21 protein-coding genes and 2 tRNA genes are annotated in these 25,685 nt (G+C 54.4%); 3 read left to right on the top strand and 20 right to left on the bottom strand.

What is annotated here, in order from left to right; translation table 11 throughout:
* Positions 1-189: 189 nt before the first annotated feature.
* The 7 genes from ndk to V5S80_RS01560 form a co-directional block, all read right to left on the bottom strand.
* Positions 190-600, bottom strand: coding sequence for a nucleoside-diphosphate kinase (ndk, locus tag V5S80_RS01590; protein ID WP_395168997.1), 411 nt, complete (start codon positions 598-600; stop codon positions 190-192).
* A 141-nt stretch (positions 601-741) separates the two neighbouring features.
* The gene (locus V5S80_RS01585; protein WP_395168996.1) at positions 742-1,563 is read right to left on the bottom strand and encodes an amino acid ABC transporter ATP-binding protein; all 822 of its coding nucleotides are present in this window, start codon (positions 1,561-1,563) and stop codon (positions 742-744) included.
* Positions 1,560-2,492, bottom strand: a complete 933-nt coding sequence (locus tag V5S80_RS01580; RefSeq protein WP_395168995.1) for an amino acid ABC transporter permease — start codon at positions 2,490-2,492, stop codon at positions 1,560-1,562. The genes V5S80_RS01585 and V5S80_RS01580 overlap by 4 nt, the downstream gene beginning before the upstream one ends.
* Before the next feature lie 163 nt (positions 2,493-2,655).
* The gene (locus V5S80_RS01575; RefSeq protein WP_395169406.1) at positions 2,656-3,114 is read right to left on the bottom strand and encodes a DUF4233 domain-containing protein; all 459 of its coding nucleotides are present in this window, start codon (positions 3,112-3,114) and stop codon (positions 2,656-2,658) included.
* Between the two features lie 23 nt (positions 3,115-3,137).
* Positions 3,138-4,655: a bifunctional folylpolyglutamate synthase/dihydrofolate synthase gene (locus V5S80_RS01570; RefSeq protein ID WP_395169405.1), complete on the bottom strand. Its 1,518-nt coding sequence runs from the start codon at positions 4,653-4,655 to the stop codon at positions 3,138-3,140.
* Positions 4,656-4,938: 283 nt separating this feature from the next.
* Positions 4,939-7,710, bottom strand: coding sequence for a valine--tRNA ligase (locus V5S80_RS01565; RefSeq protein ID WP_395168994.1), 2,772 nt, complete (start codon positions 7,708-7,710; stop codon positions 4,939-4,941).
* A gap of 121 nt (positions 7,711-7,831) precedes the next feature.
* Positions 7,832-8,827, bottom strand: a complete 996-nt coding sequence (locus tag V5S80_RS01560) for a malate dehydrogenase (RefSeq protein ID WP_395168993.1) — start codon at positions 8,825-8,827, stop codon at positions 7,832-7,834.
* 678 nt (positions 8,828-9,505) lie between these two features.
* Here V5S80_RS01560 and V5S80_RS01555 point away from each other — a divergent pair.
* Positions 9,506-10,387, top strand: a complete 882-nt coding sequence (locus V5S80_RS01555) for a TetR family transcriptional regulator (RefSeq protein WP_395168992.1) — start codon at positions 9,506-9,508, stop codon at positions 10,385-10,387.
* A 97-nt stretch (positions 10,388-10,484) separates the two neighbouring features.
* On the opposite strand, the gene clpX is transcribed toward V5S80_RS01555, so the two are convergent.
* The 6 genes from clpX to V5S80_RS01525 all read right to left on the bottom strand — a co-directional run bounded on the left by clpX (position 10,485) and on the right by V5S80_RS01525 (position 15,566).
* Positions 10,485-11,753 carry an ATP-dependent Clp protease ATP-binding subunit ClpX gene (gene clpX, locus V5S80_RS01550; RefSeq protein ID WP_395168991.1) on the bottom strand — a complete coding sequence of 423 codons (1,269 nt, stop codon included), beginning with the start codon at positions 11,751-11,753 and terminating at the stop codon, positions 10,485-10,487.
* 176 nt (positions 11,754-11,929) lie between these two features.
* Entirely contained in the window at positions 11,930-12,550 is a 621-nt protein-coding gene (locus V5S80_RS01545; protein WP_395168990.1) for an ATP-dependent Clp protease proteolytic subunit, read from the bottom strand.
* A 65-nt stretch (positions 12,551-12,615) separates the two neighbouring features.
* Positions 12,616-13,194, bottom strand: coding sequence for an ATP-dependent Clp protease proteolytic subunit (locus tag V5S80_RS01540; protein ID WP_395169404.1), 579 nt, complete (start codon positions 13,192-13,194; stop codon positions 12,616-12,618).
* Between the two features lie 238 nt (positions 13,195-13,432).
* Positions 13,433-14,920, bottom strand: a complete 1,488-nt coding sequence (gene tig / locus V5S80_RS01535; RefSeq protein WP_395168989.1) for a trigger factor — start codon at positions 14,918-14,920, stop codon at positions 13,433-13,435.
* Positions 14,921-15,027: 107 nt separating this feature from the next.
* Positions 15,028-15,101, bottom strand: a tRNA-Pro gene (locus V5S80_RS01530).
* Between the two features lie 390 nt (positions 15,102-15,491).
* Positions 15,492-15,566 (bottom strand) — tRNA-Gly (locus V5S80_RS01525).
* Positions 15,567-16,586: 1,020 nt separating this feature from the next.
* Here V5S80_RS01525 and V5S80_RS01520 point away from each other — a divergent pair.
* Positions 16,587-16,823, top strand: a complete 237-nt coding sequence (locus V5S80_RS01520; protein WP_395168988.1) for a helix-turn-helix transcriptional regulator — start codon at positions 16,587-16,589, stop codon at positions 16,821-16,823.
* A gap of 204 nt (positions 16,824-17,027) precedes the next feature.
* Here V5S80_RS01520 and V5S80_RS01515 read toward each other — a convergent pair whose 3' ends face one another.
* On the bottom strand, positions 17,028-17,504 hold the full coding sequence (locus tag V5S80_RS01515) for a ribose-5-phosphate isomerase (RefSeq protein ID WP_395168987.1): 477 nt from the start codon (positions 17,502-17,504) through the stop codon (positions 17,028-17,030).
* Between the two features lie 4 nt (positions 17,505-17,508).
* Positions 17,509-18,150, bottom strand: coding sequence for a DsbA family protein (locus tag V5S80_RS01510; protein ID WP_395168986.1), 642 nt, complete (start codon positions 18,148-18,150; stop codon positions 17,509-17,511).
* A 167-nt stretch (positions 18,151-18,317) separates the two neighbouring features.
* On the opposite strand from V5S80_RS01510, the gene pepN reads away from it, so the two are divergent.
* Positions 18,318-21,038 (top strand): aminopeptidase N, encoded by a 2,721-nt coding sequence (gene pepN, locus V5S80_RS01505; protein WP_395168985.1) that lies wholly within the window; start codon positions 18,318-18,320, stop codon positions 21,036-21,038.
* Between the two features lie 35 nt (positions 21,039-21,073).
* On the opposite strand, the gene V5S80_RS01500 is transcribed toward pepN, so the two are convergent.
* The 5 genes from V5S80_RS01500 to V5S80_RS01480 all read right to left on the bottom strand — a co-directional run bounded on the left by V5S80_RS01500 (position 21,074) and on the right by V5S80_RS01480 (position 25,660).
* Positions 21,074-21,862: a hypothetical protein gene (locus tag V5S80_RS01500; RefSeq protein ID WP_395168984.1), complete on the bottom strand. Its 789-nt coding sequence runs from the start codon at positions 21,860-21,862 to the stop codon at positions 21,074-21,076.
* A gap of 26 nt (positions 21,863-21,888) precedes the next feature.
* Complete coding sequence (locus V5S80_RS01495; RefSeq protein WP_395168983.1) at positions 21,889-22,401, bottom strand: acyl-CoA thioesterase; 513 nt, start codon at positions 22,399-22,401, stop codon at positions 21,889-21,891.
* A 23-nt stretch (positions 22,402-22,424) separates the two neighbouring features.
* Complete coding sequence (ettA, locus tag V5S80_RS01490; protein WP_395168982.1) at positions 22,425-24,095, bottom strand: energy-dependent translational throttle protein EttA; 1,671 nt, start codon at positions 24,093-24,095, stop codon at positions 22,425-22,427.
* A gap of 197 nt (positions 24,096-24,292) precedes the next feature.
* The gene (locus V5S80_RS01485; RefSeq protein WP_395168981.1) at positions 24,293-24,913 is read right to left on the bottom strand and encodes a single-stranded DNA-binding protein; all 621 of its coding nucleotides are present in this window, start codon (positions 24,911-24,913) and stop codon (positions 24,293-24,295) included.
* 219 nt (positions 24,914-25,132) lie between these two features.
* Positions 25,133-25,660 (bottom strand): Dps family protein, encoded by a 528-nt coding sequence (locus tag V5S80_RS01480; RefSeq protein ID WP_395168980.1) that lies wholly within the window; start codon positions 25,658-25,660, stop codon positions 25,133-25,135.
* Positions 25,661-25,685 lie beyond the last annotated feature (25 nt).

The following is a 25,685-nucleotide window of genomic DNA, read 5'->3' as shown; positions in this document are numbered from 1 at the left end:
CAACGGTGTACTACAGCGCAGCTTCTCCCGTCCGCGTTCCACATATTATTTTGTCATACATTGAACGGGGTTTCTGGAATACATCCCATCACCCGCCACAGTCCTGTGTTCAAAGAGTCACGGCGCACAGGTGGTTGTCGACCCAGAGGAACCATCCATAGGGCTCACATTCTGGGCCGATAGACACCGTCAGAGGTTCGGGAACCAGATGCCAATTTCACGTTCAGCTGACTCTGGCGAGTCAGAACCGTGAACAACGTTAGCGTCAACCTCGAGGGCAAAGTCTCCACGGATACTGCCCGGTGTTGCGCGACCAACGGGGTCAGTTCCGCCGGCGAGCTGGCGCCATGCCTCGATAGCCCGCGGCCCCTCGACGACACCAGCCACGAGCGGGCCGGAGGTGATGAAGTCAATCAGATCATCGAAGAAAGGCTTGTCTTTATGCTCTTCGTAATGTTTTTCGGCGGTCGCCCGGTTAGTGACACGGAGATCCAATGCCGACAGTGACAATCCTTTGCGTTCAATACGGGCAATAATGTCTCCGACGAGGCCACGCTGGACCCCATCGGGCTTAATCAGAATCAGAGTACGTTCAGACATGTCATCATTGTAAGTCATCATCTCCTCGCGTCTGAACAGCACGGCAGCCCTCACTCGAAACCATGTGGAGGTACAGGTGCTGTATCAATGCTCACTCCGCATGAGTGTCCTTGGGTGTCCACCACCCCCAGCCGCGGCCTATTACAAGACTGAGCGCAGAAATGATTGCAAGCGGTCCGACTGCGGATGGGCAATCACGTCGCGTGGAGCCCCTTGTTCGACAATCCTTCCTTTATCCATGAATACCACGTTATCGGCCATTTCACGCGCGAATCCTATCTCATGAGTGACCAGTATCATGGTCATCCCACTCTCAGCGAGTTCCTTGAGGACGGTAAGGACCTCAGAGACCAATTCCGGATCTAGTGCCGACGTTGGCTCGTCGAACAACATGATCTCCGGGTCCATCGCCAGCGCTCGCGCGATAGCCACGCGCTGCTGTTGACCGCCGGATAGTTCAGCGGGAAAGTGCGAGGCACGATCTTTCAGACCAACGCGGTCAAGGAGCTCCATGGCGCGTTTCTTCGCCACCTCTTTGGACAGCCCTTTGACCTGGCGCGGGGCCTCCATCACATTGTCCACCGCGGTCATATGAGGAAACAGATTGAATCGCTGAAATACCATTCCGATACGAGAACGTTGGCGAGATATCTCTGTCGCTGATAGGCGTTGAAGACGCCCGTCTGCCCGTGGTTCATTAACAAAACCTTGGCGTTCCCCACCAATGCGGATCGATCCTGCCTGAATCTGCTCGAGTTGATTTACACATCGCAGCAGGGTGGATTTTCCTGATCCAGATGGGCCGATAAGAACGGTGACATCGCCCCGTTTCACAGACAGTGATACGTCCCGGAGAATGACAAGATCACCATAGGCTTTCCATAGCCCATCGATAACGACAAGTGGCTCCGGTGCAGTATTGTCCGTCGTCACGTTCTCCCCTGAGGGTGGTGGTGTGTTCACTGTTCTACCTCCGGAATCTTCCTCAACTTCTCCGGGTCAGATGCGACTTTTTGGATTCGTGTGGGTCTGCGGTTTTTGTCAAAGCCCCGTCCAAAATGGCGTTCCAAGAAGTACTGGCCTACCATGAGCACACTCGTCACCACGAGGTACCACATGGCGGCAACAATAAGTAAGGGAATCGGTGCGTAGAGTCGGTTCGCGATCGCATTAGTGGCGTATTGAAGGTCCAAGGTGAAAGGTACAGCCAACACGAGTGAGGTAGTCTTGAGCATCCCGATGGTTTCGTTTCCCAGTGGCGGAATAATAACCCGCATGGCCTGGGGGATGATGATTCGACGAAGAACGGTGCTGCGATTCATCCCTAGTGCACGAGCAGCCTCATACTGACCATCATCGACGCTGTCCACCCCGGATCGAACAATCTCGGCGAGGTACGCGCCTTCGTTGAAGCCGAGTCCCAGTGTCGCCGCCCACAATGCAGTAATGACGTCAGAGGTTTCGACGGTGAAGAACGCTGGACCGAAGGGAATTCCCATCGAGATCTTCGGATACAGCACAGCGAGTAGACCCCAAAAAATGAGCTGGGTATATACAGGGACGCCGCGGAATACAAAGATGTACGCCCATGCTACGGACCGTAGGACTGGATTTTCACTCTGTCGCATCATCGCGGCTGTGACGGCGAGGACGACTCCAATAGTCATCGCAAGGACGGTCAACAGCAAGGTCCAGCCCACGCCTTTGACGACGTTCACGTCACGGATGTACTGATTCACCACATCCCACTGGTAGTTCGGGTTCGTGATGAGTCCGTGTACGAACATGGACACCAGGACAGCAACGACGATCGCTGCGATCCACGTGCCAGGGTGGAAGACCCCACGTTCCCGGATCCGGCCGGGAATGGGGTCTGTGTGATGTGAAGCCATTTGGTGTCTCTCAGTACGTGGTCAATCTGGGCAAAGAGAAGTGCCGACGGGCCAGAAGTGGCGGCCGATTGTCAGCCAACAGATTGTAATAATATCGACTGTGGAAAATATTATTACATTCGCCCCCTGAGAGATGAGGCGGGAGCACACTCTATTTCACGCCCTACAGCTCAGTGTGCTGAGTAGGCAATAACCCACGTTTCATACGCTCAATCAGGTTCTTACGCAGATAGCAAATGTAGGCCCACACGAGCGCGAAAACAATCCCCATCGCCCCCATCGCGGGATGGACAATGAACCCACCAATCGCCACACCTTGAAGGACCAGATCCACTCCCAAGGCCCACTTTTTCTTTTGCAGAAACGCCATCACCAACAAGGCTACGCACAACGCCGTGACCGACATGAGGTTCAAGGGTGTGTTATATGCTCCTTCATCGACCCGAGCCACCACCGGAAGCACCAACAAGAACGTGATGAACTCCATAATCATGGTTCCGGCCATCACTCCCCGCAAACCTTTCAGCGGATCCTTCGCGGGAGCGTGTCCTGGCCCCAATGGCCCGTATGCGGTCGTATCATCGTCGCCCCGTCTGACATGGCGGCGATCGTTCACCCGCATGATGTGGTGGTCGCGCTGATCCACTATTCCGGTTCCTTTCCTAACAGTGCCCGAGCATGACCGGCCGAATACACACTGCCCGTTATCACAACGCCGGCTCCGGCTAACCCGTAGCCTTCATCCTCGCCTTCCTCTTCCGCCAGGGCAACTGCATTCTCAATAGCATCTGCAATTGTCGCGGCAACGTGGACGCGTTCATCGCCGACGATGGTGCGCGCAAGCTCGGCGAGCTCATCGACCGGCATCGCCCGGGGGGACGGCGCTTCCGTGACAACAATCACATCAAAGACATCTCGAAGGGCATCCACGATGCCAACAGCATGCTTGTCTTTAAAAACACTGACGATGCCAATGAGACGCCGAAACGAGAAGTCGTGGCTGAGCGTCTCGGCTAACGCGTGTGCGCCGTGTGGGTTATGGGTAGCATCGACAAATACTGACGGCGAGGTTCGTATCCGCTCTAAGCGGGCAGGAGAACTGACGCGCCCGAAGCCTTCACGGACTGTATCAACGTCTAACTGACGGCCACTGCCAGCACCGAAAAATGCCTCCACCGCTGCCAGAGCTGTTGCCGCATTGCGCGCCTGATAAGCCCCAGATAAAGGAAGGAAAATGTTGTCGTAAGTGCCACCCAAGCCACGAATCGTCAGTGTCTGTCCCCCGACAGCAACTGACCGGTCCACGACACCATATTCCATTCCCGCCCGAGCAACTGACGCATCCACAGCCACCGCGCGTTCCACGACCACCTTCATCGCTGCGGGATCTTGCTCAGCAATAATTGCCACGTTGTCCGGCGGGGTTAGCAAGTCGTCTTTATCCCATCGTGAGGTAATGATCCCAGCCTTCTCCGCAGCGACCTCCTCGATCGTGTCGCCCAAATAGTCGGAGTGATCCAACCCCACTGGAGTGATGACTGACACGTCACCATGAACCACGTTCGTCGCATCCCAACGACCCCCCATTCCCACCTCGACGACGGCCACGTCGATAGGCGCGTCAGCGAAAGCAGCAAAAGCCATCGTGGTGAGCACCTCGAACGTGCTCATTCGAGGGTCACCATTACCCTCAGATTTCCGATCAACCATATCCACGAAGGGTTCAATCGATCGCCACGTCTGCACAAAATCTGCGGGATGAATCGGGACACCGTCGATCGCAATTCGCTCTGTCACAGATTGCAAATGGGGGCTCGTCGTGCGCCCAGTGCGGCGATGGAAGGCTCGGAGCAGCGATTCAACCATGCGAGCCACAGAGGTTTTCCCATTTGTTCCTGCGATGTGAATAGATGGGTATGCGTGCTGAGGGTTTCCCAACAGGTCGAGCACCTGGTTCATTCTGTCCAGAGTCGGATCAATCTTTGTTTCTGGCCACCGGAAATTTAGCTCTTCCTCGACATCCGCCAGCATGTCAAGGTCGTCGGGGGTGATTGACCGGTGGACAACCTCAGGTTTCGGATCATTACTCAAAGGCAAAGTCAGTCCAGCATCGTCGAGGGTGAGGTCATCGGGGATCGCGGCAGTGGCGTCCTCTGGGCTCATTGACGCGGGGTCCATTGCCTTGCTCGTGTGAGCGTAGTCATGGCCACTGTTGTGATCCTCGCCCCGAGCACCCTCATCTCGATTAGTGAGGCCATCCCTGTCACGACGTGCCACCATCTGAACCTTCTTCCTCCGCTGTTCCTATTCTCGTTCTATTTTGCGACGCCTGTGCCACGTCACCGCCACAATGATCCACGTGCGTGCTTCTTCGGCACAACGGATCTCGGCCTACGAGCTCGCACTGAAGGCAGATCGCACCGGGGCGGCATTGTGCGCTCACCTCCTAGCGAAGGTCAGCCAACCGGGCGGAAATTCGCTGGACCTCGTCCTCGGCGATCGCTCGACGCTGATGAATCTTAGCCACGACGGCCTCGGGTGCCTTAGCTAAGAAGTTCTTGTTTGCCAGTTTCTTTCCAGTAGTCTCTAGCTCTTTGGTGGCGGCTTTGAGGTCCTTCTCCATGCGCTTGCGTTCTGCATCCTTGTCCACGGTGCCTGATGTGTCCAGTTCAACAGTGATCGTTGCCTGTGACAAGCGCAGTTCGATGGAGGCCGTCGCTGAGAAATCATTGGCTGGTTCGTCGACGCGCGCGAGGTTACGGATCGCGGCTTCTTGTTCCTCAAGATCGGCAGCCCCACAATCGAGACGGGCAGGTACACGTTGCGACGGCTTCACCCCCTGGTCGGAGCGGAATCGGCGAATTTCTGTGACCAGTTTGATGAGGTCTTCCACACGACGCTGGGCATCTGCATCCGCGTCGTGCCCGTCTGTCGTCATGGATGCATCCGGCCAGGCGGCAAGAACGAGTGATTCTTCCTGCCCGTCGACGCCATCTGTCAGGGCGGTCCACAACGTTTCTGTGACGTAGGGCATCGTCGGATGAAGCAGTCGGAGGATCGTATCCAGGACACGACCGATCACACGCTGGGTAGCTCGGCCAGTGGCATCGTTGTCTACTGGATCACGGGGGATTTGTGTTTTCGCGATCTCCAAGTACCAGTCACAGAATTCGTCCCAGGTGAAGTGGTAGAGGGCCTCGCTGGCTTTCGCGAATTCATACCGTGATAAGGAACTATCGACATACTGGCGGGTGGCTTCAAGGCGATCAAGGATCCACCGATCCGCATCTGTCAGCGACGCACGTGCTGGCAGCTCACCGACTTGCGCACCATTCATGAGTGCGAAGCGAGTGGCATTAAAGAGTTTCGTCGCAAAGTTGCGGGAGGACTGCGCTGCATCGGCTCCAAGGGGAAGGTCAGTACCTGGATTGGCACCGCGCGCCAAGGTGAACCGCAGCGCATCTGCGCCATAGTCACGCACCCAGTCCATGGGATCGATACCGTTGCCCAACGACTTCGACATCTTCCGGCCGTGTTCGTCGCGGACAAGGCCGTGCAGGAAAATGTCAGTAAAAGGTACCTGGGGGCGGCCATCTGTAGCTGTCGCACTGTCACCATCATGAAGTGGTGAATCCTCGAAGGTGTCTGCAAGGGTCGCGAACATCATCATCCTGGCTACCCAGAAGAACAAAATATCGTACCCTGTGACCAGGACAGATGTCGGGTAGAATTTCGTGAGGTCTTCGGTGTTCTCTGGCCATCCCATCGTCGAGAATGGCCAAAGACCAGAGGAGAACCAGGTGTCCAGGACGTCGGGGTCCTGGTGCCATCCTTCCCCTGATGGTGGTTCATCATCGGGGCCACAACACACAATCTCCCCGTCCGGGCCATACCAGATGGGAATCCGGTGGCCCCACCACAACTGTCGGGAAATGCACCAGTCATTCATGTTGTTTACCCAGTCGAACCAGCGTGGCTTCTGACTTGCTGGATGGATAACCGTATCTCCGCTGGTGACAGCATCTGACGCCATCGCTGCGAGGCTCTCCACTTTTACCCACCACTGCTCGGATAAGCGTGGTTCGATCGCCTCTTTTGTTCGTTCGGAGTGGCCCACGGAGTGAACATAAGGTCGGATTTCTTTCACGATCCGGCCTTGTTCACGTAGTGCTTCCGTAATGGCTCTCCGAGCTTCATATCGGTCCATGCCATCAAAACGGGTGCCGGTGTTAGCGATATGCGCGGTCGTGTCCATGATGACAGGCATATCGAGGTTATGACGCTCCCCCATGGCGAAGTCGTTGGGATCATGGGCGGGAGTGATCTTTACCGCACCGGTACCAAATTCTGGGTCCACGTAGTCGTCAGCGATGATCGTCATTGTGTGTCCATCGATGAACGGGTGTGGTAATTCCTGCCCCACCAGATCCTTATAACGATCATCATCCGGATGAACAGCGATCGCTACGTCACCCAGCATTGTTTCCACACGGGTCGTGGCCACAATGACATGGGGTTCGTCGTCATTCAGTGAGCCGTAGCGGATGGAGACCAATTCCCCCTCATCCTCAGAGTAGACAACCTCGATGTCTGAAATTGCCGTCTCTAGCTCTGGCGACCAGTTCACCATGCGGTGAGCACGGTAGATGAGGCCTCTATCGTAGAGCTCCTTAAACATGGTCTGAACCGCGCGAGAGAGACCGTCATCAAGGGTGAACCGCTCCCGCGACCAATCCAGCGAATCCCCCAAGGCGCGCATTTGGTTGCCGATCCTCTCGGCATAGTCTTTTTTCCAGGACCATACTTTGTCGATGAATTCGTCACGCCCATAATCAAAGCGGTCTCTCCCCTCGGTCTCCTTGAGGAGAGCTTCGACTTTAGTCTGCGTCGCGATACCAGCATGGTCCATTCCTGGCAGCCAGAGAACTTCGTATCCTTGCATCCGCTTCTGCCGAGCCAACGCATCCATGATGGTGTGATCCAATGCATGCCCCATATGCAGTTGGCCAGTCACATTCGGCGGCGGCAAAACAATCGAATACGGTGGCTTCGATGACGATGTATCTGCTGTGAAATAGCCCTTATGTACCCAGTGCTCATAGAGTTTCTTTTCGGCATCCGCGGGGTTCCACTGCTTCGGCAACAGGTCAGCGCGGTTCGTCGTCGGGGCGTCCGACGGTGACGATGAGCTTTGTGACGTATGACGGGCTGAATTCATGACGTTCATTCTAAAACGCACCGGTGAGACGTGCTGGGGTCGGGGCTATGAACACGAAATGGCCTGAGTGCCCTCATCACCGAGCACTCAGGCTATGCGTTCCAACGAAAGGGATGTGAGTCTAGATGAGCCCACTATCGTCAACAATCTTCTTCTCCTTGCGCAGCTCGTCAACATTGGCGTCGATGAGTTTCCGCTGCGCCTCGGAGATCTCCAGCCCCTGGACGATCTCCCACTCCCCGTTCACCGACCGGCATGGGACGGAGGCTACAAGGCCCTCGTCAATGCCGTATGATCCATCCGACGGGAGAGCCACAGATACCCAATCATCATCGGGAGTACCAGCTACCCAGTCACGCATGTGATCAATTGCTGCTGCCGCTGCGGATGCTGCTGAGGACATGCCGCGTACGTCGATAATCTCAGACCCGCGCTGAGCAACACGCGGACGGAATTCATGGTCCAACCACTCCTCGTCAACCTTGGTAACCACGGGCTCACCATTGACGGTGGCGTAGGTTATGTCGGGAAACTGCGTCGCTGAATGGTTACCCCATACGGTCATCTTGGCGACATCCGTTACCGGCGCGCCAAGCTTCTGGGACAGTTGAGCCAGTGCACGGTTGTGATCCAATCGGGTCATTGCAGTGAAGTGATGTGGGGGAACGTCAGGGGCGCTGGCTTTGGCGATCATACAGTTGGTATTTGCAGGGTTCGCGACGACGAGCACACGCACGTCTTTCGCGGCGTGATCGTTGATGGCTTGTCCTTGCGGGCCGAAAATCTTCCCATTCGCTGCAAGGAGGTCTGAACGCTCCTCCCCTTGTCTACGAGGCCGAGAGCCAACTAAGAAGACAGCGTTGGCATTCGTAAATGCTTCTTCGGCGCTATCTGTCACCGTGACTCCGGAGAGCAACGGAAAGGCGGCATCGAAAAGTTCCATAGCGACTCCCTGTGCCGTGGGAACAGCGTCAGGGATATCGAGCAAACGTAGGTGAACAGGTGCGTTTTTACCAAAGACATCACCTGCGGCGATGCGGAAGAGCAGTGCGTAGGCAATGTGCCCGGAGGCTCCAGACACAGCGACATTCACGGGATTCTTTACGTCAGTCGTCATAACAACCTTCCCTAATATTCGACATATCGCACACCACAATGTCCTCTCGGGCTCCTTCCACCGCTGGCTAGTAAACCCTTTGCGATGGGAGCCCGATGACGACTGTGATATGCCATCATGCGAGCCTCGACGCCACCCGTTCATATGTCTGTCATCACTGTGTGGATGCCAGTATCAACGACGATGGGACGTCGTCTCACCAGCTACGGAAGGGGAGGTCCGCACGGTTCCAAGGTTACTCCGTATACGGCGCATTCTGCATGTCCTGCCCCGTCGTACGTGGCCCTCGTGTGGTCGGGTCGAGTGCGTCGACGACAGGGGGGATTTATCGTCACCGATCGTAGGGGCGCGCCCAGATATAGTGCCTATCCAAACCCTACTACCCCCGAAAAAGGTCAAAAAAGTTGCTCTGACTACAAGAAACCGGGAGATGATGCAGAAAGTCAAAAAAAGAGTCTACGATTGTGGTGGTAATTATGGCACCAGGTCGAGACCGTAACCGTTTTTTCGTCACCGCTCGCTGATGAGCATCGCCCGCACGTGAGGACCGGTGACGGACCGGATCATCAACTCATTGATGGTGGACACCATGTGATGAGGGATCAAGGAGCATGAGGCACAGACTCAGCACGCCACGAACTGAAGCCATAGATGTCAACCCCGTTCGAAGTAATGAGTATGTCAACATCGCCTTTACACACCGACTCCGCCTCCGCATCCGACCTTATGCCGTCCAATGCCGATGCCGTTGCCGTTTCACACAGTTCCGACAATGCAGGCCCTGAACATCAGGAGATTCTTGATGCTGCCCTGACGGCGTTTTCCAACGTTGGCTATAACGAAGCACGGCTTGAAAGTATCGCGGGCGCGTCAGGCGTCTCTAAGCGGATGATCCATTATTATTACGGGGATAAAAAGGGCCTGTACATGGAGTGTCTCCGCTATGCAGAGACGCTTCTTCATCCCAAGGCAGAAGATCTCATCCCTGATAGCGATGTGCCGGTTGAAGCAATTCGGCAAACTATTGAGACTCTTGTCTCACAGTTTTTCTCGGAGCCCCGGGCAGCGCGTATGCTCGCGATGGAGAACCTTTTAGGCATCCTTCCCCAGGATGTCGGCGTTCATATTTTCTCCGGGTCACCGGCTGTTCTTGAACTCGGTCGCTTGCTTATGAAGGGCCAGGACCATGGAGCATTCCGCCCTGGCGTGTCAGCGATTGACCTCTATCTCATCATTTCTGCGTTGGCGACTTTTCCCTCGTACAATCAATCAACGTTCCGTTCTATGTACGATGTCGCAACCGGGGACGATGCTAACCGGGACGGTATTAAGGCCCTCATTCAAGATACTGTCATTAGTCTTTTGACGACAACGATGACAACTCGTGAGGGAGACTCGTACACGGTCACAACGGAACAACTCCGAGCGAATGAGAGAGCAGCACATGCCCCGTTGTACGGTGAGGGTGATCTGTTAGATGGAAGTGCGAGTCCGAGCCCCAGTGAGGTGAACCGATTTGACGAACAGTTCGCCCCCTTTTCAGATTTCTACCGTGACTAATGTCTCTGTCGGGTTTGAGGAGAAGGGCCCGCGTGTGATCGTGTCTTAGGATGCACAATGCCTTAGGTACACAACGGATTCAGGGCGACGCTGTGTCCTATGCGGATTCCTTCTCCGATTCCGAGGTTGAAATCGTGGTCGGCTCGGCCCCATCAGTGACGCATTCTTCCGAAATAACGACTTCGGCAACATCATCTGCATCAGGCACGTCGAACATCACTGGTCCGAGAATTTCCTCTAAAATTGCTCGTAGACCGCGGGCGCCTGTTCCCCGCTCGATCGCTTTATCAGCAATTGCGTTGAGCGCGCCTTCCTCCATCGTGAGAGCTGCGCCATCCATCTCCAACAGTCGACTGTACTGTTTCACCAAGGAGTTCTTCGGTTCGGTAAGCACTCGAACGAGTGCGTCACGGTCAAGGTCGTTTACCGTCGCGACCACCGGAAGTCGGCCGATAAATTCAGGAATCAGACCGAACTTCACCAAGTCCTCAGGTTGGACGTAGGTGAACGCATCACGTTCGTTTTCATCTTTCGACGCTACGCTGGCGCCGAAACCGAGCCCTTGTTGTCCTCGGCGCTCACCAATGACTTTTTCCAAGCCTGCGAATGCACCTGCAACGATAAAAAGAATGTTCTTGGTGTCTAGCTGAATGAATTCTTGATTGGGGTGTTTCCTTCCTCCCTGCGGCGGGACTGAGGCAACCGTGCCTTCCAAGATTTTCAGTAAGGCTTGTTGTACGCCTTCACCGGAAACGTCGCGGGTAATCGATGGATTTTCTGATTTTCGTGAAATCTTGTCAACTTCATCGATGTAGATGATTCCACGCTGGGCCCGTTCCACGTCGAAATCGGCTGCTTGAAGCAGTTTGAGAAGGATGTTTTCAACGTCCTCACCGACATATCCAGCCTCTGTCAAGCTCGTGGCATCGGTCATGGCGAAGGGAACGTCGAGCATTCGTGCCAGGGTTTGAGCGAGGTAGGTTTTGCCCGATCCTGTGGGGCCGAGCATGAGAATGTTCGACTTCGCGATCTCGATGTCATCCTCTGATCGACGATGATCGTCTTTTTCGGATTGGATGCGCTTGTAATGGTTGTAGACCGCAACGGCTAACGTTCGTTTAGCTGCATCCTGTCCGATGACGTAATCACCGAGAAAGTCAACAATCTGCGATGGTTTCGGTAAGGCTTTGTCGGTCTTCTGTGCGGGTGCACTATCGAATTCTTCGTCGATAATTTCGTTGCACAGATCGATGCATTCGTCGCAGATGTAGACACCAGGCCCAGCTATAAGCTTACGAACCTGTTTTTGACTCTTTCCGCAAAAAGAGCATTTCAACACATCGGCGCTTTCCTGCATACGTGCCATAAAATTCCCTGATCCCTATCGTCGTGGGAGACTTACAACCATTCATGATTATCTATCCGACATCAAAGCCCAGAATAGCAGTGGAGCCGAACGATCCCGCGCTGATTCTGGGCTCTCTAGGTCATGTCAAATTGAGAATGGGCAAATGACCGGTGTTTCTGGGTCACCGTGGTTTCTTATTTTTGGGCAGATGCTTTTCGGTAGTCAAAAATCTGGTCAATGATTCCGTACTCCTTCGCAGCATCTGCGGTGAGGATCTTGTCACGGTCAGTATCTTTTCGGATTTGCTCTGCTGAGACTCCGGTGTGGCGTGCCAGGGTGGTTTCCATCAGAGCGCGCATACGCTCAATTTCCGCGGCTTGGATTTCAAGATCGGACACCTGCCCTTGAGTACCTTGGGTTGCGGGCTGGTGTATGAGCACACGGGCATTCGGTAGTGCGGCACGTTTACCAGGCGTTCCTGCTGCTAACAGGACTGCTGCTGCCGATGCTGCTTGCCCCAAGCATACAGTTACAACGTCGGGCCGAACGTATTGCATCGTGTCGTAAATCGCCATCAACGAGGTGAATGACCCACCTGGAGAGTTGATGTACATCGTAATATCACGGTCCGGGTCAAGCCCTTCTAAGACCAGTAACTGCGCCATGATGTCATTGGCGGAGGCGTCGTCAACTTGGGTCCCAAGGAAGATAATGCGCTCTTCAAAAAGCTTGTTATATGGGTTGGATTCTTTAGCGCCAAATGAGCTGTGTTCAACAAAAGACGGAAGAATGTACCGACTTTGTGGCATCTGCATGTGAGAAACCCCGTTCGGTTGAGTGGAAGAATGGGAGGCTGGTGCAGGACAAGGAGTTCCGGACATTACTCTTTCTCCTCCTTTGCCGAGGTAATGACGTGATCCACGAACCCATACTCTAAGGCTTCTCGAGCATCAAACCAACGGTCACGATCAGAGTCCTCTTGGATACGTTCGAGCGTCTGGCCAGTGTGTTCAGCAATAAGTTCGGCCATCTCACGTTTGGTGCGGGCAAATTGTTCAGCCTGAATCGCGATATCTGCTGCGGTGCCTCCAACACCTGCGGATGGCTGGTGCATCATAATGCGGGCATGAGGCAGCGCGTACCGCTTCCCTTTTGTGCCTGCAGACAACAGGAATTGACCCATCGATGCAGCTAGCCCCATCCCATACGTGGCGATGTCGCACGGCGCGTATTTCATGGTGTCATAAATAGCCATGCCGGCGGTCACTGACCCACCCGGCGAGTTGATATATAGGGAAATGTCTCGCGTTGAGTCCTCGGCAGAAAGGAGAAGAATTTGAGCGCAGAGACGGTTAGCGATGTCATCATCAACTTGGCTGCCAAGGAAGATAATTCGTTCCCTCAGTAAGCGTTCAAAAATGGAGTCGTTGAGGTTCAGACCGGTTGTCCCGTTATCCATGGCAGGAGTGGGAGTCTCCAACCGATTGGCGCCACCGTTGGGGGACGAAGAAAAGTTCATATTATATGCCCACTTTCCTAGTTATTTTTGGTTACTACCAAGACTAGCTAATTCGAGTACTCTCAGCCCGAGTTTTTAGTGGTGTTCGCTGTGAGCGTGCATCCAGCCGAGATGACGACGCCCCCACACTATTGACACAGCGTGGGGGCACTATCAGGAATATTCGATAGCCGGAAGCTTATTTATCCGCAGCGTCTAAATCATCGTCAGCTGGGGTTGCTACGGGAGCTTCCGCCGCCTGATCAAACTCAGCTGGTTCGTTAGCTTCGGTACCTGACGGAGTCGCTTCACTAGGCTCTGACACTGCAGCATCAGCGGATCCTGTGGAGGTTTCATCTGTGTTGTCTTCGTTACCGAAGTAGTCCTCAGGGTCGATGTCATTCCCCTGAGTATCTTTCACTGACACAGTGCAGATGGATTCGGCCAGGGCTTTGCCGCGGCGAACGTCAGCATAGAGCGCGCCGATCTGGTCCGAAGCCTGGATCGCCTGCATGAACTGCTGCGGTTCCATGCCGTACCGCTGAGCGGTAAACATGATGTGCTCCGTGAACTCTTGCTGACTGACTTCAGGCTTAAGTTCATCAGCGAGAGCATCAAGGAATAATTGGGTCCGGACAGCTTCTTCAGCACTGGAACGCGCGTCACGATCAAATTCTTCACGGCTTGTACCCTGGGCAGCAAGGAGCTGATCAAAGGCTTTTTCGTCCCCATTGAACTGTTGCAGGAGCTGATTTAGTTGTCCCTTGATCTGCTCTTCGACGACAGCTTCGGGTAGATCAAATTCAGTCTGCTCGAGCGCTTTCTCCAGGACTTTGTCACGGATGGAAGACGCCTGCTCAGCTTTCTTGTTTTCTTCTACCTGCTTTGCCAGAGATTCACGAAGCTCACCAATAGTGTCGAACTCGGAGGCCAGCTGCGCAAAATCATCGTCAGCCTCAGGAAGCTCACGCTCCTTGAGTGACTTCACCGTCACGGTCACCTCAGCCTCTTCGCCCTCATGGTCACCAGCAACGAGATTCGAGGTGAAGGTCTTGGACTCGTCAACTTTCATACCGTCGAGAGCGTCATCGAGACCTTCAATGAGTTCACCGTTGCCAACCTGGTGGGATAGGCCCTCAGTCGTCGCTTCATCAACCGGCTCACCATCAACGGTGGCAGAGAGATCGATAGAGACGAAGTCGTCTTTCTGGACTGAACGATCGACAGCCTTCAACGTGCCAAAGCGTGCGCGAAGATTGTCCAATTCAGCATCGACAGCGGCATCATCGGCAGCGAGCGGTTCAACCTCAACCGAGATCGCGGTGAAATCCGGAAGCGTAATCTCAGGACGAACATCCGCCTCTGCGGTGAACTCGACGAACTCATTGTCCTCCAACCGTGTGATATCGATGGTCGGCTGAGTGAGAACCTTGAGGTCATGTTCCTCCACGGCCTGGCTGTAACGGCTGGGCAGCATGTTATTCACTGCCTGATCCAGGATCGCGCCACGACCAAGGCGGGCCTCAAGAACCCGGGGAGGAACTTTGCCCTTGCGGAAGCCAGGAAGTGTGATCTGCTGGGCCAGTGAGCGATAGGCCTGATCGATCTCCGGCTGCAGCTCCTCAAAAGGAACCTCGACAGTAAGCTTTACGCGAGTCGCGCTCTGTTGTTCAACGGAGCTCTTCACGGATGCACACTCCTGTGGTGTCGTTGGTGTTTCTGAAAAACGGTTCTCTCAATTTATGGAGACCCGGCCGGTCAAACACTGTGTCTGACTGGCCGGGCCACTCCTTGTCGGGGTAGCGGGATTCGAACCCACGACCCCTCGCTCCCAAAGCGAGTGCGCTACCAAACTGCGCCATACCCCGGTATGAAGGAAAGTCCGTCGGCCACGTGCGCCGAAAGACAATGTAAGAGTCTACGGGCACTGTCGTGGCCATTTTCAATGACCCCCACTTTTCATAAATTTTCACCACAAAACGCGTGGTTAACGCGCTTTTCACGTTACAGTACACGGTCCATTCACAAACTGGCAACGTCACAGTAAACAGCGTGTCTTTCACGTAATCGGCACGCCTCAAACGTACCGGCACTCCCCGCCGTCACACCACATCCACCCACTGTCTGTCGGCGGGCGCGTCAGGCGTCTTTCACCAAGGCTTTCTAGGCACGTCAAAAGCCCGACCAGATTTCCCATAAAGAGAATTCTGATCGGGCTTACGTTTAACCGCCGTCATGCACCGCTACTGCGGCCATTTTGGAGGGAATGACGGGAATCGAACCCGCGTCTTCAGCTTGGAAGGCTGAGGTATTAGCCACTATACGACATTCCCATACTCAACGATGGTGACATAGTTTCACCCGAGAAATCTTTGCGAGTCAACTATTGGACATCAACCGTGAAGTGGTGTGGTGTGGTGTCATAGTACCTACACGCCATAATTTCACCAAACTGGCATGTTCCTATCCGTCGATCACCCACCGCCCGATACAACGGAAACGTAGCCCAACCTGTGGATCCACTCCCGGACCATACAGTCGCAGCTCACACTATCTACCACTCCGTCACCATCACAGGTCGGGAAAGAAAGTCCTCATTTCTATCTTTTATACAGATGGCCGCATCGTCCATCGTCACAACCTCTCTATGACACGAGAGGGTTGATGTTAGCCGGAGTGCACACCTACGACACGGGGGTCTACCCCATCCGTTCACTTCAAGGCAGATCACACTGAGACTCGCTCACGGGTGCCGTAGTGGGCTGACTCACAAAATCAGCCATGAAGCTACAATCATGAGCGCCTCACAGTGCCGCCGCTTTCGATAGGTCAGGACATACCGTCACGAGTGCAAGGGCAGGTGAATATCCTCATAGGTGGCCAGTATCAACACATTATGCTTTTGCCACTTACCTAGGGTCACCAGCTGTCACCTCGCCCACCATCGTGATGAGTGGAAAGCTGACACCACCGCGGCTCCCACAGGTGCGGTGGTGCGGGACATTCCACGTTGAATTGTCGGATGTTTGAATGTGTGGACTGTTGGCTCCCGACCGTGGCATATCACAGATGACACCGTTGCCAGAGAGTGCACGCTGGACCGTTTCACCAGTTGGGATCTCTATCAATCCTCACACAGCCCCCAAATTAGGGTAATTTTTACCGTCCCATTACCAATTTGTTAGCAATTCTTTACCCGAGAGCAACTTTACAATCGGGCGATACGCAGCACATTTCAATGGAAAATATACACAACCGGGCATATTTACTAGTTTATCTAATTAATATTCTCGCCTTAGCTGAACCTTTGCTACATAGCGTTTCCCTATTTTTCACGCGTAAACTCCATCCCCATGACACCGATCCTTCTCGACAAAGAATCAGGACACGAGCTATGGACGGCAGCACAATGCGCTGAGTTTTCTGGCACGGCGCGGGGAACGTTCACCAGCTATGCCGGTCGTGGTCGCGCACCAAAACCTGTGACGAAATTCCAAGGGCTCACACTCTGGGATTCAGATGATGTCAAGCACTGGCACGACAACAGGGTCGATCGCCGGAGAAAGACGGCCACCAGTCACAACGGTTAACCGCCGCCCCCTCCTTAGGTTACTAACAAAAGTACACCCGCTCCCCCTCGTACTCACCTCACGAGTAGCGGGGACAACGACAAATCTCGATAACAAGGAAAGCATCCCCAGCCCCAGCGCTAGAGATGCTTTCATTTCTTTATATCTCCCACCCTATGGCGAACATGCCTCCTCAACAGCCTTCACCATGAATGAAGGGAAAACCTATTGATCTTCAGGCAAGGGCGGAGCCATTCCCGTCTGCTCATATTCGGCAAGGATATCGATACGCCGTTGATGACGCTCCTCGTTGGTCCACGACGTATTCATGAACGCATCAACAATCTCCAGCGCTTCATCCTCGGAGTGCTGGCGAGCACCCAACCCAATTAACTGCGCGTTGTTGTGTTCACGAGCTAGCCTGGCGGTGTCAACTGACCAGGCTAATGCACACCGAGCACCTTTAACCTTGTTTGCAGCAATCTGCTCTCCGTTCCCAGACCCACCAAGAACGATTCCCACAGACCCAGGGTCGTTGACAACGCGAGCGGCAGCCTCAATGCAATAGGCTGGATAGTCATCCGACGCATCGTAGGTGTGAGCACCACAATCAACAATTTCATGGCCATTCTTTCTCAAATGGTCCGCAATGATATTTTTCAACTCGAACCCAGCGTGGTCCGCACCAAGATAAACGCGCATGTCTCTAGGGTAACGCAGCTATCGTGTTTTCTGGGACCTCAGTACGCGATCGTTTCAGTTCAAAGAAGTGTGGGAATCCCGCTAGCGCCACGGCGCCATCAAAAATCCGCCCGGCATCCTCGCCGCGCGGGACGCGAGTGATCACCGGCCCAAAGAACGCATTCTCACCAAGCTTGAGCACAGGAGTTCCCACGTCATGACCGACGGCATCCATCGCCTCCTTGTGATGACGACGAAGGGACTCGTCGACCTCGGTAGTATGCGCAACCTCCAGATACGCTAAGGGAAGGCCGATCTCATCGAGAGCGGCGCGAATAACGTTATTGAATCCGTCGCCGGCGTGGGGATCGATGACTTTCTCGTCGTGAATCCGAGTGCCCATTGCGGTGTAGTAGGCGTCGAGCTTGTCGGGGTTGTTATCGGCAATGCGGGTAGCTACACGCGCAGGACCCCATGTTTCCTGCATCATCTTTTTGTAATCATCGGAGAGAGCGTCGTTGTTTTCATTGAGAACCGACAAACTCATGGGGCGCCACTGCACTGTGATGTCGCGGACTTTTTCTACTTCCTTCATCCACCGCGATGTCACCCAACAGAACGGGCATGCGACGTCAAACCAGAAATCAACTCGTTGTGTATTGGGCACTACATAACCTCCATTATGTTTGAGAATGTGCTGTCTCCACCGAGAATTCCATGTCCTCGCTCTCTATGACGACCTAGTAGTCTCGGGTACTTAAGAACTTTTTGTTGTCGCATGATCCATAATCATCAGCGGACCCAAGCTCCCTCATGAAAGGACACAACACAGGCATGTCATCGACAAATCTCACTTGGCACGAGGCCAAGGACCGCGCCGCGCTCCTTAAAGTGGACCGGTACTCCATCATGTTAGACCTCACCAACGGACATGGGCTTCCTGGAGAGAAAACATTTACCTCTAAAACAACAGTCTGGTTCCATACCCGAGACGACGCCTCACCGGAGGACCTCAAACGTGGAACCTTCCTCGACCTTCGCGCTGCGCGGATCACATCTGTGCAAATCAATGGCACCGATGTTACGTCCGATGCTATCCACTTCGACGGCAATAGGTACGACGATGCAGCCGGTATTCAACTCCGGAACTTAGAAGCGGGTGAGAATCGTGTCACGGTCTGCGCAGAATGCTCGTATTCAACCTCAGGCGAGGGACTTCACCGTTTCGTGGACCCCTCTGATGGCAATGTGTATCTCTATACCCAATGTGAAACAGCTGACGCGAAACGGGTATTCGCATGTTTTGATCAACCCGATCTCAAAGCAACATACCGCATGCAGGTCGTTACCCCTGATTCGTGGCGATTGATCACCAACGGGCCGGTCACCACGACAATCACCTCTCGTCACGAGAACCTCGTCGCCACTGATAAGGACGCCTCTCAGACACACGTTGCTGTTCACACTGCAGAGGTTAACTATCCACTCTCCACGTATCTCATCGCATTCATGGCAGGCCCATACACAGAGGCCACCGACGTTTGGCGAGGCACCATCACTGCTCATCCAGAAACACCAGATGTAGCCTCCACAGAGGAGGTCACCATCCCGTTGGGCCTCTACTGCCGCCGAGCACTCGCTGAGCATCTAGACACTGACGAACTGTTTAAAGAAACAAAACAGGGATTCGATTTTTACGCTAAACATTTTGGCATCCCCTACCCGTTCACAAAATATGACCAGGTATTCTGCCCCGAATACAACATGGGGGCCATGGAAAACGCCGGGGCTGTCACCATCCGTGAGGACTATATTTTCCGGTCCGCAACGACGCGGTACCTCTATGAACGTCGCAACGACACCATCCTCCACGAAATGGCGCACATGTGGTTCGGTGACCTCGTCACCATGAAATGGTGGAATGACCTCTGGCTCAACGAATCCTTCGCAACATGGTCATCGGCACAGGCACAAACGGAGGTCAGTGAATTCACCACCGCCTGGGTCACGTTCGCCCACGTCGAAAAGGCATGGGCGTACGCACAAGATCAACTCTCCTCCACCCACCCCATCTCCACCGACGCCTCTGACATCGAAACGGTCGACCAGAACTTCGACGGCATCACCTACGCCAAAGGCGCCTCCGTCCTCAAGCAACTCGCAGCATACGTCGGACTTGATGAATTCTTCGCAGGCGTGCGATTGCACTTCCACCGTCATCAATTCGGTAACGCCACTTTCGATGACCTCCTTTCTGCACTCGAGGAATCATCCGGACGCGATTTATCCGGATGGGCCGATCAATGGCTCAAAACGACAGGCATCAACACACTGTCGGTGGAGACTGAGTCGAACGATGGCGTCTACACGTCAGTCATCGTTAAGCAAAGTGGCGCTCAACCAGGCAACGGCGAGCTACGTGACCACCGTATTGGTGTCGGCGTGTATGCATTACAGGACGACGAGGTAGTCCGCACAGCGCACGTCGAACTCGACATCCACGGTGAGATCACCGAGGTCCCCGACCTTATCGGCACCGCCGTCGGTGATCTCATCATTCCCAACGACGGCGACCTTACCTACGCACTCATCGATCTCGACGACGCATCACATGAGTTCGTCCTTGCACACCTTCCATCCATCACAGACCCTATGGTGCGAGCCCTCTGTTGGTCCGCTGCGTGGGAACGACTCCGCGCCGGGCGCCTACGAGCGCGTGATTTCATCACACTGGTTGAACGCGGATTGCCGCACGAAACGGAAACCGCTGTCGTCCAGCAGCTCGTTAAGCAAGTTGTGTCCGCAGCTGTGCACTACGCTGACCCCACGTGGCTTGCCATGGAAGGCTGGGCAACTGTTGCCCACACACTGGTGTCGTCGGCGCAGGCTGCTGCCCCTGGCAGTGATACCCAACTTGCGGCAGTGAAAGAATTGCCGAACATCGCTCCCACTGATGACACTGTCGCCATCGCTCGCGCTATCATTAATGGTTCACCTGCGTCGGTGAGCCTCGATGGACTCTCCATCGATACGGACATGACATGGCTTGCCATCAAGATTTTGGCTGCGGCGGCTGGATCCAAGGATGTCACTGGTAGCGAGGTCATTACGATGATCGACGACATCTCGGCAACCGACCGCTCATCGTTGGGTGAACAAGCAGCGATTGTGGCGCAAGCGCTGATCCCCACATCGGAAAACAAGGCTCGGGTGTGGGATCAGGTGATGGGTGATAGCGCATCGACGCTGTCGAATCGGCAGTTGCTGTCTAATGTTGCAGGCTTCTACACTCCCGGGTGCAACGAGCTCGTGGAGGATTACCGCGACCGGTACTTCGATGCAGCATTGTCCGTGTGGAACAATCTTTCCGGCGAAATGGCTCTCCGCGTGCTCGCCGGCATGTATCCATCCTGGGATACGTCCACAGCGGCGACGGCGCGGGCGGACATGCTCATCCACGACGAATCACTACCGGCGGGGTTCCGTCGCCTCATTGCTGAGGGTAAAGATAATCAAGTGCGGTTCGCTGCAGCACGCGACTATGACCGAAGTTAATGGTGTTCTAGCATCGCTACCTTCAGGTTGTCACATCAGCCCCGAGCCTTCTCATCAGTGTTCGGGGTTGTTCGCTTAGGCAGAGTAAGCAGGTTCAGACGTTGCCGACGTTGTGCTAAGACGGTGCCCAGCCTGGTATCTAGTCTCACCCACGAGGGAGACACCGATACCCGCATGACATCTCCACCGATAAAACCCAAACTCCCCAGTGCAATAATCACTCGAGACGTCAACTGGGCAGTGTCGTCCCCGGCAGTCGATTCGACCGTCATAATCTTCTGGTCCAGCAGAGATTGGGCTATGCCGGCGGGGCCTGATTCTGTTGTCGCTGTCTCACGGATACGAGCATATAGGTCTGCCACTGTGTCCATCGATACCTCATCGATGGACGTAAACGGTTCTGATAGCGGCATGGGCCCTGGCCACATTCCCGGTGGACCACACCGGTCCCAGGATAGTGTCACGACACCATGGTCTGTGGAGTGGAATGCTGGTGATACGTCAATAGCTCGGCGGATAGTTGAGCAGTGTGTCACGATGTCGTTGGTGTCATGGAATCCACCTTGTTCAGCACTGTTCTGGTCATCGCAGGAAATGGCGCGGATCCGCCGGAGTCCACATGGTCCAAGTGGTGTTGTGACATATACATCGAACCATCGTTGGTGAGGAACACTCGGGTGGTCTGGTACACCCGCCCCATTGGGGTGGTGATATGCAGCATTGGTGGCCTGGACACGAACGAGGGCCATGGAATCCAGGTGTTCTGACCTGGACATGTACGTGAAAAGGTCACGAGCCACACCATGTTCGATAGTTAGCGGCATGTTTCTCCCCAACCCGGTTCGATGGGTTATTCCGATGTCTCCGAAGGGGCGAGTTGATCGATATCCGTGTCATGATCCTGTCGGCTCTCGATTTCCTGGACAGGGCATGTGATGATGGATTCGAGAAGCTGACGCTCCGAGTCGGTGATTATTCGTGGAGAACTCGACCTCACGTCGACAGCTACCAGAGTAGTCTTGATCTCGCAGCAGACTATTCCTTCGCTGTCGAGAACGAGCTGTCGGATACCAAACGATGTCCGACCAATCCGAGTGACCTCAGAATTCACGGTCACGGTATTCGACGATGGTGCGATTCCTCGTCGATAATCCAGTTCAGCATGACGGACGAATAGTTGCGGCATTGAATTTGTGCCAGCAATCGACCCCATCTCCTGCAGAAAGGCGACGCGAGAATCTTGAGAAAACTCAAGATATGCTGCGTTGTTGACGTGGCCGTATATATCGAAATCTGACCACCGCAGCGGCAGTGTCACTGTATGGACCTTGCCGGTACGGCCGAGGACGTCACGGAATGGCATAGTTCACCATGACCTAACTGAATTTAGCGTGTTAACTTCCGGTGGGTGACACGATGTGGACGTGCAACGTCTTCACCGAGCCTGTCGATCTTATTCTTCTCGTAGTCTTCGAAGTTTCCTTCGAACCAGTACCACTGGCCCTCGGCCACATTGCCTTCCCACGCCAGTATGTGTGTACACGTGCGGTCCAGGAACCACCGGTCGTGTGAGATGACGACAGCACAGCCTGGGAATTTTTCAAGAGCGTTCTCAAGGCTCGAGAGGGTCTCAACGTCGAGATCATTGGTGGGCTCATCGAGGAGAATCAGGTTGCCTCCTTGCTTCAAGGTCAAAGCCAAGTTGAGGCGGTTACGCTCACCGCCAGAGAGAACCTTGGATGGCTTCTGCTGGTCCGCACCCTTAAAACCGAATGCAGAAATGTAGGCCCGGGAGGGCATTTCGTTCTGCCCAACGATGATGTAGTCCAGGCCGTCGGAGACTACTTCCCAGACGGTCTTTTCGGGATCAATGTTTTCACGGTTCTGGTCTACATAGCTGATATCGACTGTTGAGCCGATCTTCACGTCACCGGAATCGGGCTCTTCGAAACCGACGATGGTCTTAAACAACGTGGACTTACCCACGCCGTTCGGGCCAATCACACCAACGATTCCGTTACGAGGCAAGGTAAACGATAGGTCTTTAATGAGCGTGCGGCCGTCAAAGCCTTTGTTAAGGTGGTTGACCTCAACGACCTGGTTGCCAAGGCGCTGTGGGGTAGGAATCTGGATTTCTTCAAAGTCCAGCTTCTTGTATTGCTCTGCTTCCGCCGCCATTTCTTCGTACCGCTGCAGACGGGCCTTATTTTTCGCCTGTCGAGCTTTCGCACCGGAACGCACCCACTGCAGCTCCTGTTTCAAGCGCTTCTGTAGTTTCGCATCCTTCTTACCAGCGACGTCGAGACGTTCCGACTTCTTCTCTAGGTATGTGGAGTAGTTACCTTCGTAGGGGTACAGTTTTCCTCGGTCGACTTCACAAATCCACTGGGCAACGTGGTCGAGGAAGTAGCGGTCGTGGGTAACAGCGAGGACAGCACCAGGGTAGGTTCGCAAATGCTGTTCGAGCCACAACACCGATTCAGCATCCAGGTGGTTGGTGGGCTCATCGAGAAGGAGAAGATCGGGTTCGGCTAGCAAAAGCTTCGCCAATGCGACGCGGCGACGCTCCCCGCCCGACAGGGTGGTGACTGGAGAGTCGGATGGCGGGCACCGCAGTGCATCCATGGCCTGATCAATCTTGGAGTCCAGTTCCCAGGCGTCAGCAGCGTCGATCTGTTCCTGCAGGACCGTCATGCGCTCCATGAGTTCATCAGAATAGTCCGTCGCCATTTTCTCGGCGATTTCTTCATATTCGCGTTTAACGTCCCAGATTTCTCCGAGCCCCTCTTCCACGTTTCCGCGGACGGTCTTCTCCTCGTTGAGGGGGGGTTCCTGTAGCAAAATTCCGACCGTTGCACCCGGATCAAGGAAGGCCTCCCCGTTTGATGGTTGGTCAATCCCTGCCATGATTTTCAAAATCGACGATTTACCGGCGCCATTGGGCCCAACGACACCGATCTTTGCACCCGGATAAAATGCCATGGTGACGTTGTCAAGAATGACTTTCTCGCCATGCGCCTTGCGTACATTCTTCATTGTGTAAATAAATTCACCCATAAAGTTCCTCAACTCGTTTGTCTGGACCACGTGAACTCACGATGCTCTGACCATCGACTATGATCAGCCGCTGTTGTCATTGATGCCCACTATTACGGGGCGAGAGCCAGATCACGCGGTCGTCTGTCACCAAAATCCTAATCGTTGAGGGTACGCAAGCTCGATGCCAACAACAAGCAGTCGCTGGCACTGTGTTTTTACGCACTTGCCAATGCAAAGTCAGGGTTGTGGGCGGCGTCGCGTGGAACGGGACCATAGTCTGGTGTGCTCTCCTCACAGGTGAGAGCACACTCGTCCCGTTGTGCGTTGTGAACATCTATATCGTGTTCAGCGAATGGGTTCGGGCTCGAGGTTGTCGCCTCGTCGCAGGCGTGGTCAGGTTTTATTTCAGATTGTCCCTCTGATGGTGCACTGATCGCTAGCGGGACCAATTGGCCTAAGCGGGTGGCCATTGCTGACGTAATAACAATCTTGTTGAGGTCCACCCCAACATGTGACGCTTTAATGCGCACTGAGTGTCGAGTGACTTTTTCCCCCGTTTCCCGTGTGGTCTCCCACGAATGAGTGACAAGGCGACCATAGACCACCACGGGCATTCCCCTAACCACTGATGTCATACAGTGAGTTGCCAAGGTTCCTGACATTTGAACGTCGATGTACAGGGGATCTGAGGATTGCCACACGCCATCACCGTCGCGCCAGCGGCGGTCGGAGGCGATCCGCATTGTTGCAAAAGGTGTTCGTCCTGGTGGCGTTCGATTGACTGGATTGCGAACGACATTTCCGACGACTGTGATCGTTGCAGAATTCTGTGCCATGGGTGACCTACTTCTTTCCCCTCGTCATGCGATGCTCGTGTGTCCTGTGCGGGAGTTGGAGCACCATGGCGAGGTCTTATGCTGATAGAGACACGGTCACAGTGGCACAGTAGGTTCTACTGTCAGAGGTGGTGGAGCGAGTCACACGCTCGGTGGTGTGGAAAAGAAGAGTTGTCCACAGATTGGTCAGCGCGGTCACTCTGCCATCTTACGTAGACTCTACTTCCCTGATGGTGTGCGAATTTCTGCACTAATAAACCAGGCCTGTTGCTCCAACTGCTTGATATATTCATGCAACAAATCGGCAGTAGTCGGGTCGGCTGCATCAACCCGATCGTGAACATCACGCATGGTTTCCGTGACTGCGTTAATTGCCTTGACAACGTGGGAGATGGCATCGTGGGTCACAATTTCCCCTGCAGGGAACTCAGGAAGGGATGAGCTCGCGGCGACAACTGCTGTCCGTCCATCAGGGATACCGTTGAGGGCTCGCATACGTTCGGCGATTTCATCGGTGCCTTCACGGGCAACTGAGACAAGCTCATCGAGGTTGAGGTGCAAGTCACGGAAGTTTGGTCCCAGGATGTTCCAGTGAGCTTCTTTCGCTACCAAGCTCAAATCGATGAAATCGACAAGTACTTTCTGCAAATCGGAAACTACGTCACCAGGCACACTGAAAGCGGGGGTGGTTTGGACGGTACTGTCGGCAGAGGCGGAATGCCCGATAGAAGCGTGAGCGGAAGTCATATATGTATCCCTCTCTTTCGGGAAT

This window comes from Corynebacterium sp. PCR 32, assembly GCF_037464985.1.
Taxonomy (GTDB): Bacteria; Actinomycetota; Actinomycetes; order Mycobacteriales; family Mycobacteriaceae; genus Corynebacterium; species Corynebacterium kroppenstedtii_D.
This window is presented reverse-complemented; position numbering and strand designations above follow the sequence as displayed.

Excerpts from the sequence above, each read along its gene's own strand:
- ndk (WP_395168997.1), bottom strand. The coding sequence starts at position 600 with ATGTCTGAACGTACTCTGATTCTGATTAAGCCCGATGGGGTCCAGCGT.
- V5S80_RS01580 (WP_395168995.1), bottom strand. The coding sequence starts at position 2,492 with ATGGCTTCACATCACACAGACCCCATTCCCGGCCGGATCCGGGAACGT.
- V5S80_RS01575 (WP_395169406.1), bottom strand. The coding sequence starts at position 3,114 with ATGCGGGTGAACGATCGCCGCCATGTCAGACGGGGCGACGATGATACG.
- V5S80_RS01570 (WP_395169405.1), bottom strand. The coding sequence starts at position 4,655 with ATGAGCCCAGAGGACGCCACTGCCGCGATCCCCGATGACCTCACCCTC.
- V5S80_RS01565 (WP_395168994.1), bottom strand. The coding sequence starts at position 7,710 with ATGAATTCAGCCCGTCATACGTCACAAAGCTCATCGTCACCGTCGGAC.
- V5S80_RS01560 (WP_395168993.1), bottom strand. The coding sequence starts at position 8,827 with ATGACGACTGACGTAAAGAATCCCGTGAATGTCGCTGTGTCTGGAGCC.
- V5S80_RS01555 (WP_395168992.1), top strand. The coding sequence starts at position 9,506 with ATGTCAACATCGCCTTTACACACCGACTCCGCCTCCGCATCCGACCTT.
- clpX (WP_395168991.1), bottom strand. The coding sequence starts at position 11,753 with ATGGCACGTATGCAGGAAAGCGCCGATGTGTTGAAATGCTCTTTTTGC.
- V5S80_RS01545 (WP_395168990.1), bottom strand. The coding sequence starts at position 12,550 with ATGCAGATGCCACAAAGTCGGTACATTCTTCCGTCTTTTGTTGAACAC.
- V5S80_RS01540 (WP_395169404.1), bottom strand. The coding sequence starts at position 13,194 with ATGGATAACGGGACAACCGGTCTGAACCTCAACGACTCCATTTTTGAA.
- V5S80_RS01520 (WP_395168988.1), top strand. The coding sequence starts at position 16,587 with ATGACACCGATCCTTCTCGACAAAGAATCAGGACACGAGCTATGGACG.
- V5S80_RS01515 (WP_395168987.1), bottom strand. The coding sequence starts at position 17,504 with ATGCGCGTTTATCTTGGTGCGGACCACGCTGGGTTCGAGTTGAAAAAT.
- pepN (WP_395168985.1), top strand. The coding sequence starts at position 18,318 with ATGTCATCGACAAATCTCACTTGGCACGAGGCCAAGGACCGCGCCGCG.
- V5S80_RS01500 (WP_395168984.1), bottom strand. The coding sequence starts at position 21,862 with ATGCCGCTAACTATCGAACATGGTGTGGCTCGTGACCTTTTCACGTAC.
- V5S80_RS01495 (WP_395168983.1), bottom strand. The coding sequence starts at position 22,401 with ATGCCATTCCGTGACGTCCTCGGCCGTACCGGCAAGGTCCATACAGTG.
- ettA (WP_395168982.1), bottom strand. The coding sequence starts at position 24,095 with ATGGGTGAATTTATTTACACAATGAAGAATGTACGCAAGGCGCATGGC.
- V5S80_RS01485 (WP_395168981.1), bottom strand. The coding sequence starts at position 24,913 with ATGGCACAGAATTCTGCAACGATCACAGTCGTCGGAAATGTCGTTCGC.
- V5S80_RS01480 (WP_395168980.1), bottom strand. The coding sequence starts at position 25,660 with ATGACTTCCGCTCACGCTTCTATCGGGCATTCCGCCTCTGCCGACAGT.